The sequence below is a fragment of the Ruegeria sp. YKSF070 genome (assembly GCF_059612725.1).
Genome location: NZ_JBXWRD010000031.1, coordinates 21,923 through 37,078 on the forward strand (window position 1 = coordinate 21,923; position 15,156 = coordinate 37,078).

At 61.0% G+C, this 15,156-nt stretch carries 13 protein-coding genes; 10 read left to right on the forward strand and 3 right to left on the reverse strand.

Annotation, left to right across the window (positions count from 1 at the left end; all coding sequences use genetic code 11):
* Positions 1–7: 7 nt before the first annotated feature.
* Entirely contained in the window at positions 8–805 is a 798-nt protein-coding gene (locus AC2FL1_RS15325; RefSeq protein ID WP_496877526.1) for an SDR family oxidoreductase, read from the reverse strand.
* Between the two features lie 80 nt (positions 806–885).
* Complete coding sequence (locus AC2FL1_RS15330) at positions 886–1,842, reverse strand: sugar ABC transporter substrate-binding protein (RefSeq protein WP_496877527.1); 957 nt, start codon at positions 1,840–1,842, stop codon at positions 886–888.
* Positions 1,843–2,154: 312 nt separating this feature from the next.
* Here AC2FL1_RS15330 and AC2FL1_RS15335 point away from each other — a divergent pair, with 312 nt between their 5' ends.
* From AC2FL1_RS15335 to AC2FL1_RS15380, 10 genes are all read left to right on the forward strand, one after another.
* Positions 2,155–3,885: an ABC transporter substrate-binding protein gene (locus AC2FL1_RS15335; RefSeq protein ID WP_496877528.1), complete on the forward strand. Its 1,731-nt coding sequence runs from the start codon at positions 2,155–2,157 to the stop codon at positions 3,883–3,885.
* A gap of 22 nt (positions 3,886–3,907) precedes the next feature.
* A complete protein-coding gene (locus AC2FL1_RS15340) occupies positions 3,908–4,717 on the forward strand; it encodes an SDR family NAD(P)-dependent oxidoreductase (protein ID WP_496877529.1) in 810 nt (269 codons plus the stop codon).
* A gap of 67 nt (positions 4,718–4,784) precedes the next feature.
* The gene (locus tag AC2FL1_RS15345; RefSeq protein ID WP_496877530.1) at positions 4,785–6,083 is read left to right on the forward strand and encodes a M24 family metallopeptidase; all 1,299 of its coding nucleotides are present in this window, start codon (positions 4,785–4,787) and stop codon (positions 6,081–6,083) included.
* 74 nt (positions 6,084–6,157) lie between these two features.
* Positions 6,158–7,153 (forward strand): thiamine pyrophosphate-dependent dehydrogenase E1 component subunit alpha, encoded by a 996-nt coding sequence (locus AC2FL1_RS15350; RefSeq protein WP_496877531.1) that lies wholly within the window; start codon positions 6,158–6,160, stop codon positions 7,151–7,153.
* A gap of 11 nt (positions 7,154–7,164) precedes the next feature.
* On the forward strand, positions 7,165–8,160 hold the full coding sequence (locus AC2FL1_RS15355; protein ID WP_496877532.1) for an alpha-ketoacid dehydrogenase subunit beta: 996 nt from the start codon (positions 7,165–7,167) through the stop codon (positions 8,158–8,160).
* Positions 8,150–9,427 carry a biotin/lipoyl-containing protein gene (locus AC2FL1_RS15360; protein WP_496877533.1) on the forward strand — a complete coding sequence of 426 codons (1,278 nt, stop codon included), beginning with the start codon at positions 8,150–8,152 and terminating at the stop codon, positions 9,425–9,427. Before AC2FL1_RS15355 ends, AC2FL1_RS15360 begins: the two co-directional genes overlap by 11 nt.
* A gap of 15 nt (positions 9,428–9,442) precedes the next feature.
* Positions 9,443–10,867 (forward strand): NAD-dependent succinate-semialdehyde dehydrogenase, encoded by a 1,425-nt coding sequence (locus AC2FL1_RS15365; RefSeq protein ID WP_496877534.1) that lies wholly within the window; start codon positions 9,443–9,445, stop codon positions 10,865–10,867.
* 10 nt (positions 10,868–10,877) lie between these two features.
* Entirely contained in the window at positions 10,878–11,756 is an 879-nt protein-coding gene (locus AC2FL1_RS15370) for a 2-oxo acid dehydrogenase subunit E2 (protein WP_496877535.1), read from the forward strand.
* Between the two features lie 10 nt (positions 11,757–11,766).
* The gene (gene lpdA / locus AC2FL1_RS15375; RefSeq protein WP_496877536.1) at positions 11,767–13,146 is read left to right on the forward strand and encodes a dihydrolipoyl dehydrogenase; all 1,380 of its coding nucleotides are present in this window, start codon (positions 11,767–11,769) and stop codon (positions 13,144–13,146) included.
* 1 nt (position 13,147) lies between these two features.
* A complete protein-coding gene (locus AC2FL1_RS15380; protein ID WP_496877537.1) occupies positions 13,148–13,909 on the forward strand; it encodes an SDR family oxidoreductase in 762 nt (253 codons plus the stop codon).
* Between the two features lie 289 nt (positions 13,910–14,198).
* On the opposite strand, the gene AC2FL1_RS15385 is transcribed toward AC2FL1_RS15380, so the two are convergent.
* A complete protein-coding gene (locus AC2FL1_RS15385) occupies positions 14,199–14,831 on the reverse strand; it encodes a tyrosine-type recombinase/integrase (protein WP_496877538.1) in 633 nt (210 codons plus the stop codon).
* Positions 14,832–15,156: the final 325 nt, after the last annotated feature.

The following is a 15,156-nucleotide window of genomic DNA, read 5'->3' on the forward strand; positions in this document are numbered from 1 at the left end:
GTGGCGATCATACCAGCGTCATGCCGCCGTCGATCATCACGATCTGACCGGTCATGTAATCGCTTTCTTTCGACGCCAGAAACGTTGTTGTTCCTGTGATGTCCTCAGGCTTGGCCACTCGGCCTTTCAGGATCGCTGAGGAAAATTCCTCCATCGCCTGTCCCGGGCGCTCGGCGGCACCGATTGCCATCAGATCCTGATCGACCTGTTCCCACATCTCGGTGGCCACGACGCCGGGGGCGAACCCTGTCACCGTGATATTATGTTTCGCCAGATCGCGCGCGCCGGATTGTGTCAGCGCCACAACGCCAAACTTTGACGCGCAATAGGGCGAAACGTTGTCAAATCCCTGCCGGCTGGCAATCGAGGCGGTGTTGATGATCTTGCCGAACGTGCCCTGGCGTATGAATTGCTTTGCCGCTTCCTGCATTCCGATCAGGCAACCGAGGCCGTTCACATCGTTAATGAAGCGCCAGTTCTCCTCGGTCACGTCGAGGAAGTTCATCGGCTTGTTTACGCCAGCATTGTTGAACTTGACGTCCAGCTTCCCAAAGGTCTCGACCACATGGCCGATCATCGCGCGGACTTGGGCACGGTCGGTCACATCAACCGCGGCATGGGTGACTTTGCCGCCCCCATGCGCCGCACGCTTTTCGTTGGCGGCGGCCACTTCGGCGACTTTTGCGCCGTTGATATCGGCAAAGCAGACGTCAGCGCCTTCATCCAGAAGAGCCTCCCCTATAGCGCGCCCGATACCCTGGGCGGCGCCGGTCACGATGCAAGATCGACCGGAAACACGGGCCATGATCTACTCTCCCGAAAAGAACTTGTGATGTCAGGTAATTTGCGGGCGCAGCCGAAGCCGCGCCCGCGAAAGCCAAGGTCTTAGAAGACAGGCTTTGTGAAGTCGCCCATGTTGTCCTGGGTGATCTTCGGTGTGTCGAAGTAGTTCAGGAACGGCAGCTCCTTGCCTTCGAGCGTTTCGATGGCAGTTTTCAGAGCTGCTTCGGCATCATCAACCGGAGACTGGTAGATCGAACCCCAGTACTCACCTCGCTCCATGGCCTCATAGCCGACGGCAAAATTTGTCGCGCCGACGAAGATGATGCCGTTGCGGCCCGCAGCCTTGGCGGCGTTCAGAGCGCCAACGCCCATGTTGTCGTCGCCAGCATAAACGCCGTCAATGTCATCATACTTGACGAGGAAGGCTTCCATGACTTTTTGCGATTTCTCGCGGTTCCAGTCGCCTGGTTGCGTCTCGACAAGTGTCACGTTCGGGCAGACTTCGGGAAGGCGGTCATCAAAGCCTTTTTGGCGCTCGATCGCTGTCGTGTAACCGGGCTGGCCGGAAATCTGCACGACGCGTGCCTCGTTTTCGATGCCCATCGCCTTGAACTTGTCGCACATGATCTCGGCCGAGCGCGAACCTTGGGTGATGTTGTCCGGGCCCGAGAAAGACGCCACGAAGTCGAAGCCCTGCTCGGCGATGTTCGAGTTGGTGACGACCACGGGTATGCCCGCCTTATGCGCCTTGCGCACCGCGGGGATCACGGCTTCGCCGTTTGTCGGCCAAATGATGATGGCATCGACTTCCTGCTGGATCAGGTCTTCCATCTGCGCGATCTGGCGGGCCACATCGCCGCCTGCGTCGAGGACGATGGCTTCGACATTCTCGTTTGCTTCGGCCGCCGCGATGAAGGCCTTCTCATATGTGGTCTGGTAGCTGTCGACGCCCACGTTGTTTTGCGTGATGCCGATTTTCATCGTTTCGGCGACTGCTGCGCCGGCCACCATCAGAGCGGCTGCTGCGGTGGTTGCTGCCAGTGCGTTGCGATAGTTCATTTGGGTCTCCTCCCAGAGTATCCATGGTTTAGGTCCGGCTCATCCTCGTCTCCTTCCGAGGAATCATCACCCGTCTGTCCAGGCGATTGCGACTACGGTGACGTGTCTCAAGCCCTCAGAATGCATGATAAATATCCATATTGGATGTTTTTGTATCCAATATGGATTTCTAGGCGATACGATTTGGATGTCATTTTGAACAATTTGAACGGGAGAGAACCAGTGTTGAATCACGATTCGTCCAAAATGGATGAAAAGCGCAGACCCACAACGCGCACGCCCTTACAAAGACGGTCAAAGCCAGTGAACGCGATGAAAGGACAAGATGAAAGCTACATCGTATCGCCGCAGGCGAGAAGCGAGATGTTGCGCATTTTGTCCTTTCTGGAGGATTTCGGCGAGGAGCTGGAAACAGCGGTCGAGCTCTTTGCCCCCAACCCCTACTTCCGCATGACATTGCATCTGGTGCGCGGCCATCTGGAAGCGAAAACAGTGACGCCCACCTCGCTGATCGGCGCCAGCCAGGTACCCTACGCCACGGCGACGCGGCGCCTGAAGGAAATGGTGTCCTCAGGCCTCATTGAGCAACGCCCCCGCACACGCTCGGGAAAGAGCTTTTCGCTGCACCCCAGCGAGAAGTTGCTCGAACAGTGGATGCAGCTTTCGGGCCGCGTCGCGCGCCTTGCGGAGACGCGCTTTGGCGGGCGCGAACGTGGGGCTGATAGCAAGGATTATTATTTCGGTGGCTCTTACATGTCGGCCCGGTCGATCCCACCGCTCAAGGTTCTTCCCGAACCGCTCAAAGTTTCGGGCGGCCTTCGCGTTCTGGTGCACGGTGATCCGACCTTCATGGTTATGGACAACCTCAAGCGCCAGTTCGAGCAGGTGATCGGCACGCAGATTCATCAACGCGCCTTCTCAATCGACCGATTGCGCGAGGAGGCAATGCGTAACGCCGAGCGCAAAAACAGCCGCTATGACATCATCGCGCTCGATCTTCCCTGGGTTGGGGGATATGCGGAAAAAGGCCTGCTCATGCCGCTGGACGAGGCGATGGACATCGCACGGATCGATCCGGCTGACTTTCACACCGCAGGCTGGCAAGCCGCCCATTGGGGTGGGCGGGCCTACGGCGTACCAGCGCAAACAACACCCGAACTTCTCTTTTATCGCAGGGATCTCTTCGCCGAGGCGGGGCTTGAGCCCCCTGCGACAACCGACATGCTGCTCGACGCGGCCAAGGCGCTGCACGACCCCTCCCGTAGCCGCTACGGGATCGCCTGGAACGCTGCCCGCGGCACCGCGCTGGGCCACACCGTTTTAATGACAATGGCCGATTTCGGTCAGCCGATCCTTGATCTGCCCGTCATCGCGGGGGGCTTCAAGACCGACGACCTTGCGACACGCAGCTATCGCCCGACGATTGACACCGATGCGGGGCTACAAGCCGCAGAGTTTCTTCTGGAAATGCTGCGCTATTCGCCCCCCGACATTCTGTCCATGTCGTGGTACGAGCGCATTCGCCCCTACGCGGCTGGCAAGATCGCCATGGCATATGGCTACACGCTTCTGGCCCCCTATTTCGAACTTGATGACAGCTCACCTGCCTACGGCCAAACAGGTTATCTGCCTCACCCATCCGGCGCTGGCGCAAGCCCTGTGGCGCCCGTGGGCGGCTATATCATGGGGATCCCTGGCAATCTCGCGCCAGAGCGGGTCAAGGCAGCCGTCGAGGCGCTCATGGTCTTTACCTCGCCCGAGGCGCAGAAGCTTTATGTGCAAAACGGCAGCCGAACCAATCCGCGCTATTCCGTTGGCGCAGACCCCGAGGTGCGCCGCGCCTCGCCGATTTTCGAGGCCGTTGATGGCATGTCGTGGCGCGATGAGCTTCAGTTCTGGCCGCGCCCGCCCGTGCCCGAGATCTGCGACATCATCCAGATCTGCGGCGAAGAGTTTCACGACATGCTACGCGGGATCGTCACCCCTCGTGAAGCCTTGAAAGCGGCGCAAACCCGCGCCGATGCCCTGATTTTACCAGACTAACGTCATCTGAGGAGGAGAGACCATGGACCCCAATCGTCTGAAAGGTAAGAATATTCTGATCACCGGAGCCGCGCGCGGCATGGGTGCGGCCAACGCCGAGAGTTTTGCGGCACAAGGCGCCAATGTCTGCCTTGCCGATCTTGACGGCGATGAAGCCCAGGTTGTTGCAGACCGCATCAACGCCGCTGGAAACGGCAAGGCGGTTGCGGTCAAATGCGATGTGACCAAGCGCGAAGACAATGCCGCCGCAGTGGCCGCCACGGTCGAGGCCTTCGGCTCGATCAACGTCGGCCTCTTCAACGCCGGCCTCAACAAGCCCCGCTTCTTCATGGATATCGATGAAGACAACTGGGACATGATCATGAACGTCAACACCAAGGCGATGTGGCTCGGCATGCAGGAAACGGCCCGCCAGATGATCGCCCAGGGCCCGATGGAGGACCATCCCTACAAGCTGATCAACGTCGGCTCCATCGCCAGCCGCAAGCCGCTGGTTGACGTGACGGTCTATTGCACCTCGAAATACGGCTGCCTCGCGCTGACGGAATGCGGCGCGCTCGGCCTTGCCGAACACAATATCACAGTGAACGGCTATGCGCCGGGCGTTGTGGTCACACCGCTCTGGGAGCAACTCGACAAGGACCTCGTCGAGATCGGGTTCAAAGACCGAGCGGGGCAAGCTTACGATGACATCGTCGAGAACAACCTCGTGATCAAGCGGGTGTCTTACCCCGATGACATCACCGGCACGGCCTCGTTCCTGGCCTCGAACGAAAGCGACTACATGACCGGGCAGATGATCTCGATCGACGGTGGCTGGGTCACCAAGTAACACCCTGTAATAACATCACTTTCAACAACTTGACGGGTGCAGATACGGGCACCCGAAGGAGAACTCCATGTCTCGTGCACTGACACCGAACGTCCTGACCCCGCAAGACCTCGAGCCAAACTGGCGCTGGGAAGGCAAGATCCCCGCCTGGGGGCACAACTCTGTCGATTTCGAGCGCCGGATCGACCACGACCGCCTGCGCCGCTACCGTCTGGCCCGCACCCAGAAGGCGCTGAAGGAAAGCAACGCAGGCTCGCTGCTGCTGTTTGACGTCAACAACATTCGCTATACCACCGCCACGAAGATCGGCGAGTGGGAGCGCGACAAGATGTGCCGCTTTGCCCTGATCACGGGCGATGACGCGCCGCATGTCTGGGATTTCGGCTCAGCCGCCGTGCACCACCGCAAGTATTCCGATTGGCTCGTGCCCGAAAACTGCCACGCCGGCGTTGTCGGCATGCGCGGCACGATTCCGCCCAGCTTTGGCCTGATGAAGAAATATGCCCAGGACATTGCAGGCCTGATCGAAGATGCCGGTATGAAGGGCATGCCCGTCGGCGTCGACTATGCCGAAACGGCGATGTTCGAGGCGCTCAAGGAGGCGGGCCTCAACGTGGTCGACGGCCAGCAGATCATGCTTTCGGCCCGCGAGATCAAGAACTGGGACGAGATCCAGCTTCTCACGCAGGCAGCCTCGATGGTCGATGGCGTCTATCACATGATCTACGAAGAGCTGAAACCCGGCGTACGCGAGAACGAGATCGTCGCGATGTCGAACAAGCTCCTTTACGAATGGGGCTCGGACGATGTGGAAGCGATCAACGCCATCTCCGGCGAGCGCTGCAACCCGCACCCGCACAACTTCACCGACCGTCAGTTCCGCCCCGGCGACCAGGCGTTCTTCGACATCCTGCAAAGCTATCAAGGCTACCGCACCTGCTATTACCGGACGTTCAACATCGGCATGTCGACACCGTCGCAGCAGGACGCCTACGTGAAAGCGCGCGAATGGATTGATGCGTCGATTGCGGCCATCAAGCCGGGCGTGACCACGGATCAGGTTGCCAAGCTTTGGCCAAAGGCCGAAGAGTTCGGCTTCCCAGATGAGCTGTCCGCCTTTGGCCTTCAGTTCGGCCATGGCCTCGGCCTTGCGCTGCACGAGCGTCCGATCATCAGCCGCGCGGTCTCGCTCGACAACCCGATGGAGATCCAGACCGGCATGGTCTTTGCGCTGGAGACCTACTGCCCAGCCTCTGATGGATATTCTGCCGCGCGGATCGAGGAAGAAGTCGTTGTGACCGACACAGGTTGCGAAGTGATCTCGCTCTTCCCCGCGCAAGAGCTTCCGATCGCCAACCGCTACTAAAAAGGCGGTCGCGCCCTGCTCTGCACACACTCCCGGTGCAGGGCGGGGTCCACCCTATCGCCCAAGAGGACATCATGGCCAAGACAAAAACAAACACCGAAGACTATCTGCGCATGTACGCCCAAATGGTGCGCATCCGCACCTTCGAGGACAACGCCAACCAACTTTACCTCTCGGCCAAGATGCCGGGTCTGACCCATATGTATTCGGGTGAAGAGGCCGTTGCCGTGGGCATTTGCGAGGCGCTGAAAGTGACCGACAAGATCACCTCGACGCACCGTGGCCACGGCCATTGTGTGGCTAAGGGCGCTGAGTTCAAGGAAATGTTCTGCGAACTGCTGGGTAAGGAAGAGGGCTATTGCCGCGGCAAGGGCGGCTCGATGCATATTGCCGACCAGTCCAACGGCAACCTTGGCGCCAACGCAATCGTTGGCGGCTCCATGGGCATCGCCACGGGCTCGGCCTATACCGCCAAGCTTCTCGGCAAAGATGATGTAACGGTCTGCTTCTTCGGTGATGGTGCGACGGCTCAGGGTCTCATGTATGAGGTCATGAACATGGCCGCGCTGTGGAACCTGCCGGTGATCTACGCCTGCGAAAACAACGGCTATTCGGAATACACCCGCACCGACGAGATCGCCGCCGGTTCGATTATCGCCCGTGCCGAGGCTTTCGGCATCGAGGCGCACCAGGTCGACGGGCAGGATGTTCTGGCGGTCAATGAGCTGACTCAGAAGCTGGTCGCGCGGGCACGCAAGGGCGAAGGCCCGTTCTTCATGGAGCTGATGACCTATCGGTATCACGGCCACCACGTGGGCGATATCAACCGCGAATATTACCGCTCGAAAGAAGAAGAGCAGGATTGGAAAGACAATCGCGATCCGATCACCCGTTTCCGCGGCTGGTTGGTTGAGCAAGGCATCGCCAGCGAAGACGAGATCGAGGCAATGAACGCCGAGATCAAGCAGGACGCGGCACAGGCTGTCGAATACGCGCTGGCCGCCAAATACCCCGATCAAACCGAAGTGGACTTGCATGTCTACACCGACGTGAAACACGCGCTGGCCTGAGGAGAGACACCATGAGAGAGATCACCCTGTCACAGGCCGTGAACGAAGCCTTGGCCGAGGAAATGCGCCGCGACGAAACGGTATTCATCATCGGTGAGGACGTGGCCGAAGCGGGTACGCCCTTCAAGGTTCTGTCCGGTCTTGTCGAGGAATTCGGCACCGACCGTGTTGTCGACACGCCCATCGCAGAGCCCGGCTTCATGGGCCTTGCCGTGGGCGCGGCGATGACGGGCACGCGCCCTGTTGTCGACCTGATGTTCGGCGATTTCATCTACCTGATCATGGACCAGCTCTGCAATCAGGCCGCCAAGACGCACTATATGTCAGGCGGCAAGATGAGCGCGCCGCTGGTCGTGCGCACCAACCTTGGCGCCACGCGCCGCTCGGCCGCGCAGCACAGCCAGAGCCTGCACGCGCTTGTGGCCCATATCCCTGGACTTAAGGTTGCCTTGCCGTCGTCGGCTTATGAAGCAAAAGGCCTGATGAAGACCGCGATCCGCGACAACAACCCGGTCGTGATCTTCGAAGACAAGCTGATGTATAACGACAAGGCGCCGGTGCCCGAGGAAGAGTTCCTCATCCCCTTCGGCGAGGCCAACATAAAACGCGAGGGGCATGACATCACGCTCATCGCCACCTCTTCGATGGTACAGGTCTGCGAGGCGGCTGCCGAGATCCTTGCAAAGGAAGGCATCGACGCCGAAGTGATCGACCCGCGCACCATCGTGCCGCTGGATGAAGACACGCTGATCGCTTCGGCCAAGAAGACCAGCCGTGTCATCGTCGTAGATGAAGGCCACCAGAGCTTTGGCATAACCGGCGAGATCGCGGGGCGCATCAACGAGAAAGCTTTCTACCATCTCGATGCCCCTGTGCTCCGCATGGGCGCGATGGATGTGCCTGTGCCGTTTTCGCCTGCCTTGGAAGACATCACTGTGCCCACACCCGAGGCCGTGGCCGAGAACGCGCGCAAACTCATGTCAGGGGAGATGATCCATGCCGCATGAGGTCATCATGCCCGCCCTCGGGATGGCGCAGGATACTGGTCTGATTGTCTCCTGGCACAAATCCGAGGGCGACGCCGTCAAGGCAGGCGATGTGCTGTTCGAGGTTGAAACCGACAAGGCAACAATGGAAGTGGAGGCGCAAGCCGATGGCTTCCTGAGCGGCGTGCGCGCGCAGGCGGGCGAGGAAGTGCCCGTCGGCAATGTGATCGCCGAGATCGGAGCGGAAGCGGGAGCACCCGAAGCATCCGCCGCCCCAGCCGCGGCACCATCACCCGCGCTTCCAGAAGGCGCAAGCGTGATCATGCCCGCGCTCGGCATGGCGCAGGACACCGGCCTCATCGTCGCCTGGCACAAGGGACTCGGAGAGGCTGTGGCGGCGTCCGACATTCTCTTCGAAGTGGAAACCGACAAGGCAACCATGGAAGTCGAGGCAGGCGCCGATGGCTTCGTGGCCGCGCTTTTGGCCGAAGCGGGCGAAGAAGCCCCCGTCGGCGCGCCAATTGCCGTCATCTCGGCCGATGCGCCGTCGAACCCTGTCCAACTGAGCCAATCCAGCGCCGCGAGCGCACCCAAGGCCAAGGCGGCTCCTGCGAAAGAACCTGCGGTCAAACCCGCCGAAACAGCAAAACCCGTCTCCAAGGCGCCCGCTGCGCCCCGCGCCGACGGGCGCATCCTCGCCTCTCCCAAGGCGCGCCGTCTTGCGCTTGAGCTGGGGCTTGACCTGAGCCGGCTGGTTGACGCCGGTCACCCACAGCCATTTCATGTCGCTGATCTCGAAATTCTCAAGTCCTTGCCGGCCACTGCGCAGCAAACAGCGTCTGCTCAATCGCGCCGTCTCACTGCAGAACTGGCTCAGGATGGGTTTGCAGATTTCGCGCACTGGGCCGCGGAAACGGCAGGGCTGGACGATGCGAACGCCCTGCTGGCCGGGCTGGCCGCCACCAGCCTTGGAGACAGCGACGCCATCGTTACGGTAGAAGCCGCCGGGCGATCCCTGCGTTATGCCGCCTCGGGCTGTTTGAGCAATGTCGCCCCCGCCGGGGAGGATGCCCAGCCAGATATCCTTTTGCGCGATCTGCGCATGAGCCGAGTCACCACTGTCGAACTGGGCGCCGAGGCTTGCCCGGTGCTGACGCTCTCGCGCTCAGGGCCGGGGCTTCTCATCACGCTCGAATGCGCTGCAGATCACCTCACTGCAAGCAAGGCTGTCAGCCTCTTGTCCGAATTTGCGGGCCGAGTGGAGCAGCCGCTCCGCCACCTGCTCTAAGCAATGGAGTCCGAAATGGAATTCACCGATCTCTACATCAACGGCGAATGGCGCAAGACGTCAGAGCGCTTTGACGTCATCAACCCGGCCACCGAAGAGGTACTGGCCTCGGTCGCCTCTGCCGAGATTGCCGATGCAGACGCCGCTCTGGATGCGGCCGAAGCAGCCATGGCCGACTGGGCGGCGCGCACCCCGCGCGAGCGCTCCGAAGTGCTGCGCCGCGCGTGGGAGCTGATGACAGCGCGACTTGAGGAGTTTGCACATCTCATCACGCTGGAAAACGGTAAGGCCCGCGCCGACGCCATGGGCGAGGCAGGCTATGCCGCCGAGTTTTTCCGGTGGTTTGCGGAAGAAGCCGTGCGCGCCGACGGGATGATCACCCATGCGCCCGCCTCGGGCGCGCGCATTGTTGTGCAGCACAAGCCCGCGGGGCTGGCTGTCTTGGTCACGCCTTGGAACTACCCCGCCGCCATGGGCACCCGCAAGATCGCGCCGGCGCTGGCCGCTGGTTGCGCCGTGATCATCAAGCCTGCGTCCGAGACACCGCTGACCATGCTGGCGTTGATGCCGCTTCTCGAAGAGGCTGGCGTTCCGCCGGGACTCGTCAATGTTCTGCCCTCACGCCGCACAGGTGCACTGGTCGATCATATGCTGCATGATCCGCGCGTGCGGGTCGTCTCCTTCACAGGGTCCACGGGCGTTGGCCGCAAGTTGCTAAAGGGCGCGGCAGACCAGGTCCTGAAACCGGCGATGGAGCTGGGCGGGAACGCCCCCGTTGTTGTCTTTGAAGACGCCGATATGGACACAGCCATCGAAGGCACCATGCTGGCCAAGATGCGCAACCTCGGGGAAGCCTGCACCGCGGCCAACCGTATCTATGTGCACGAAAGCATCGCCGAAGAGTTCACCCGCCGCTTGAGCGAGGCAATGTCTGCGCTCAAGGTGGGCGACGGGACAGACCCGAGCGTCGATGTCGGCCCGCTGGTCAATGCCGACACGCGCGACAAGGTGGCCGAGTTCGTCGCCGATGCGGTCGCCAAAGGCGCAAAAGTCGAATGCGCAGGCACCCTGCCAAACGGGAAGGGTTATTACTACCCGCCCACAGTGCTCTCGAACGTGCCTGAAAATGCTGAATGCGTGCGCGACGAGATCTTCGGCCCTGTCGCAGCGATCCAGACTTTCACCGATCAGGAAGAGGTCATCGCGCGTGCCAATGATACCGAGTATGGCCTTGTCGCCTATGTCTTCTCCGAAGATTTCAAGCGCGCGCTACAGGTCTGCGAGCGGCTGGAATACGGCATGGTCGGCCTCAACCGCGGTCTCGTGAGTGACCCTGCCGCGCCGTTTGGCGGCGTCAAACATTCGGGCCTCGGGCGCGAAGGCGGGCATGAGGGCATGCTCGAATTCATGGAAACCCAGTATATTTCAGCCAGCTGGTAAGGGGACAAACATGAGCGATGTGATAGCAGCGCCCTCGGTTCGGGCTCTGGCCCGCGAGAAAGGCATCGATTTGGCTGAGCGCGCCCGCGCGCTTGGCCGCACGACCCTCACAAAGGACGATTTGGACGTCAGCGCGGCCCAAACTGGGCCGGCAGGCGATACCTCCTATTGGGATATGGATCATGCCGCTTATGGCCCTGTCGCCGAGGAGCCGATGAGCCGCTTTGCCCAGATCGCAAGCGCCAATCTTTCGGCGGCAAATGCGCTGATCCCGCAGGTGACCCATCATGACCGCGCCGATGTCACGGCAGTTGAGGAGTTGCGCCGCGAGCTGAAGCTCGAAGCGAAGGCGCGCGGGGTCAAGCTTACGGCGCTTGCCTTTCAGGCCAAGGCTCTGGCGCGGGCGCTCAGGGAGTTTCCCCGCTTCAACGCCTCGCTGAGCGCTGATGGCAAGACTCTGATCCTCAAGGATTATGTCCATATCGGCATCGCCGTGGACACGGCGCATGGGCTGATGGTGCCTGTCCTACGCGATGTGGACCGCAAGGGCCTGTGGCAAATCGCGGCGGAGATCACCGATCTTGCCACCCGCGCCCAGAGCCGCAAGATCGCCCCTGATGAAATGGGCGGCGCCTCGATGTCGGTCTCCAACCTGGGTGGCATCGGCGGGCTGGGTTTTACCCCCATCGTCAATCCGCCCGAAGTGGCGATCCTCGGGATCACCCGCACCGAAACCGTGACCGTCTGGGATGGCGATACGCCGCGCCCCGTGCCCATGGTACCGCTTGATCTGAGCTATGATCACCGGGTCATCAATGGCGCCGATGCGGCCCGCTTCATGACATATTTGGCAGGGTTGATCGCTGATCCCCGCCGGATGATGGTCTGAGGGGGCGAAGATGGCTGACAATCATGCCGATCTGATCGTTCTGGGCGCGGGTCCCGGCGGCTATGCCTGCGCCTTTCGAGCGGCTGATCTTGGTCGCAAGGTCGTCCTCGTCGATCCGCGCGCCACATTGGGGGGCGTGTGCCTCAACGAGGGTTGCATCCCGTCGAAGGCGCTCTTGCATGCTGCCGAGGTTATCCGTGAAGCGCGCCATGGCAGCGACTGGGGAATTTCGACTGGCGACGTCAAGGTCGATCTGGACACTCTCAGAAACAAGAAAGACGGGATCGTAGCGACGCTGACAGGCGGCCTCACCGGCCTCGCCAAGCGGCGCAAAGCTCAAACGCTGCGCGGCACGGCAAAGTTCACCGGCGCGCGCAGCCTCGACATTGACGGCGCGGCATGGAGCTTTGATCAGGCGGTGATCGCTGTTGGCTCGACACCGGTGCAATTGCCAGGCTGGCCAGAAGACGACCGCATCTGGGACAGCACCGCCGCGCTGGAGCTGCGCGAGGTGCCCAAGGCGCTCGCCATCGTCGGCGGCGGTATCATCGGGCTGGAAATGGCCACGGTCTACGCGGCCCTGGGCGCAAAGGTGACCGTAATCGAATTCATGGATCAGATCGCCCCTGGCGCCGACGCCGAGGCGGCCCGCATCCTGCACGCCGCGCTTGAGGCCGAAGGCGTGACGATCCACACGGGCACCAAGGTGATCAAGGTCAAGGCCGCGAAGGCCGCACTCAGCCTGATTTGCGAAGGCGGATTTGAAGGCACGCTCAAGGCCGGTGCCATCATTCAGGCCGTTGGCCGCCGCGCGAACGGTGCCTTGGTCGCACCCGAAGTCGCGGGCATCGAGATGGACGAACGTGGCGTCATCGCCGTGGACCCCTCCTGCCGCACAAACGTTGAGGGGATTTTCGCCATCGGCGATGTCACGGGCAACCCGATGCTGGCCCACCGTGCCACGCATCAGGGCCACGTCGCCGCCGAAGTTGCCAGCGGGCACGCGGCGGCGCTTGATACCCAACTGATCCCATCGGTAGCCTATACCAGCCCCGAGCTGGCCTGGGCCGGGCTGACCCAGGCGCAAGCCAAAGAGCGCGGCATTGCCCATAAGGTTGCCAGCTTCCCCTGGGCCGCGAGCGGACGTAACCTCAGCTCGGGCGGCGGCGACGGGCTGACCAAGCTTGTCTACTGCCCCGAGACGAACCGCCTGCTTGGTGCAACCATCATGGGTCGAAACGCAGGAGAGCTCTTGGCCGAATGCGTTCTGGCGATGGAGGTGGGCGCAACGCTCGAAGACATCGCCCTGACGGTGCATGCTCACCCGACACTCTCTGAGACCGTCGCATTCACGGCTGAACGCGCGCTCGGCACGTTGACGGATCTCTGACATGACAGGGCCCACGATCGACCTGAGCGGTAAAACGGCCCTCGTCACCGGAGCGAGCCGGGGCATCGGACTGTCGATCGCACAGGCGCTTGCACGCTCTGGCGCCGATGTGATCGGGCTCGGAACGTCGATCACGGCGCAGGCGTTGGAGGGGACCTTTGCGGGCTTGCCCGGTGTTTTCACGCCAATGGATTGCGACCTCTCCGAAAGGGATCAGATCAAGACGTTGCTCGCGCAGCTGGATGACGCAGGAGCCGAAATCGACATCCTGGTGAATAACGCGGGAATCATCCGACGCAGCCCCGCAGCCGAGCACAGCGTGGAGGAGTGGGACGCCGTTATGGCGGTCAACCTCGATGCGGTTTTCCTGCTCAGCCGTTCGCTTGGTGCGCGCATGCTGGAACGCGGCGGTGGCAAGATCATCAACATCGCCTCGGTCCTGTCATTTCAGGGAGGGATCCTTGTGCCCGGCTACGCCGCGTCCAAGGGCGCAATTGTCCAACTGACCCGCGCACTGGCCAATGAATGGGCGCAAGGCGGTGTCAACGTGAACGCCGTCGCGCCGGGTTATGTCGCGACGGACAACACCGCCGCGCTTCAAGCAGACAAAACCCGCACAGCCGCCCTGATGGGTCGTATACCTGTCGGCCGCTGGGGACGACCCGAAGAGATCGCTTGGCCGGTTGCCTTCCTGGCAAGCAATCTGGCCGATTTCATACATGGCACAGTTCTGCCAGTCGACGGCGGCTGGCTGTCTCGCTAGGCGTGTGAGCCTATTCAAGCGCCCAGCTGACGAAAGCTCAGATTGCGGGTTTGAATGACCGCTTCGGCGACGGGTGCAGGACGGTAGCAGGTCAAGTGCCGCACATGCGGACAAGCGCTGCCTCGGCAAAAGCTGCACCTGTAAAAGGCGGCTTTGTCCGCTCTGCCGACCTTAAGTCTTCGAAAATGCTGCAAGATGGAGGAACGGCCGGTCTGATGAAGCTGCGGCGCGGCGCTGACGACTACCGCAGATGGCCGCAATGGGCCGTCAGTGAAGACGGCCCACGCCCTTAGATTTCGATAGCTTCGGCGATGGCCAGCGCATCTTCAAGCTCAACGCCAAGGTACCTGACTGTGCTGTCCATCTTGGTATGGCCCAACAACAGCTGAACTGCCCGAAGGTTGCCGGTCTTCTTGTAGATTTGCGTCACCTTAGTGCGCCGCATCGAGTGCGTGCCATAGGCGCTGGCCTCCAGACCAATGGATGTCACCCATTCTCGTACAATACGCGCGTACTGTCGGGTCGAAATGTGGAGCCGTTCGTGAAAACGCCCAGGCCATAGATATTCGGATCCAACCATGAGCGGCTCCCGCATCCACTTCTCAACAGATGCACGGGTCCCTTCGGAAATTTCAAAGCGCACCGGTTTCTGAGTTTTGCTTTGCAGGACAGAGGCACGTTCTTTGATCTGCCCCGAGGCCATCACGTCGACGACTTTCATCTTCACGAGATCACAGCCGCGCAGCTTACTATCGATCGCCATGTCGAATAGCGCGAGGTCGCGGTAGTTTTCTGCCCGTTCAAGTCGGACACGGATTGCCCAGACATGCTTTGGCTTCAGCGGCCGTTTCTGACCGACGATGCGGTCCTTGTTCCATGCAGGGCGAAGTGCTCGAATGGCTGGCAAGTTTGGTGTTTCCATGACTGATCCTCCGATCCGCCATTCGCTCCCACAACGACAACCCGACGTTGACGAGGCACCATATCACGGGATTGCTGCGCTGCCTCCGAGGTCTGCAACGAGCCCAAATTGACCGATGCTGCGGCAAGCATGAGCGTCCGATCTTCGACCGACGGCAAAAAAAGTGTCAAAATCAAAGAAAATTTTGCTGAGTGTTTGCGGCACAAGGTTTGTCAACGAGTTCGGCGACAGCGACGACTGTGACCAAAACGACCGTTTTCGCACATTGCGATGCGCCCTAGAACAACCCTATGGCGAATTTGCGGTGGTCGGATCAGTAGATTCT

Coding starts and splice junctions, on each gene's coding strand:
- AC2FL1_RS15325 (WP_496877526.1), bottom strand. CDS start 805: ATGGCCCGTGTTTCCGGTCGATCTTGCATCGTGACCGGCGCCGCCCAG.
- AC2FL1_RS15330 (WP_496877527.1), bottom strand. CDS start 1,842: ATGAACTATCGCAACGCACTGGCAGCAACCACCGCAGCAGCCGCTCTG.
- AC2FL1_RS15335 (WP_496877528.1), top strand. CDS start 2,155: ATGAAAGGACAAGATGAAAGCTACATCGTATCGCCGCAGGCGAGAAGC.
- AC2FL1_RS15340 (WP_496877529.1), top strand. CDS start 3,908: ATGGACCCCAATCGTCTGAAAGGTAAGAATATTCTGATCACCGGAGCC.
- AC2FL1_RS15345 (WP_496877530.1), top strand. CDS start 4,785: ATGTCTCGTGCACTGACACCGAACGTCCTGACCCCGCAAGACCTCGAG.
- AC2FL1_RS15350 (WP_496877531.1), top strand. CDS start 6,158: ATGGCCAAGACAAAAACAAACACCGAAGACTATCTGCGCATGTACGCC.
- AC2FL1_RS15355 (WP_496877532.1), top strand. CDS start 7,165: ATGAGAGAGATCACCCTGTCACAGGCCGTGAACGAAGCCTTGGCCGAG.
- AC2FL1_RS15360 (WP_496877533.1), top strand. CDS start 8,150: ATGCCGCATGAGGTCATCATGCCCGCCCTCGGGATGGCGCAGGATACT.
- AC2FL1_RS15365 (WP_496877534.1), top strand. CDS start 9,443: ATGGAATTCACCGATCTCTACATCAACGGCGAATGGCGCAAGACGTCA.
- AC2FL1_RS15370 (WP_496877535.1), top strand. CDS start 10,878: ATGAGCGATGTGATAGCAGCGCCCTCGGTTCGGGCTCTGGCCCGCGAG.
- lpdA (WP_496877536.1), top strand. CDS start 11,767: ATGGCTGACAATCATGCCGATCTGATCGTTCTGGGCGCGGGTCCCGGC.
- AC2FL1_RS15380 (WP_496877537.1), top strand. CDS start 13,148: ATGACAGGGCCCACGATCGACCTGAGCGGTAAAACGGCCCTCGTCACC.
- AC2FL1_RS15385 (WP_496877538.1), bottom strand. CDS start 14,831: ATGGAAACACCAAACTTGCCAGCCATTCGAGCACTTCGCCCTGCATGG.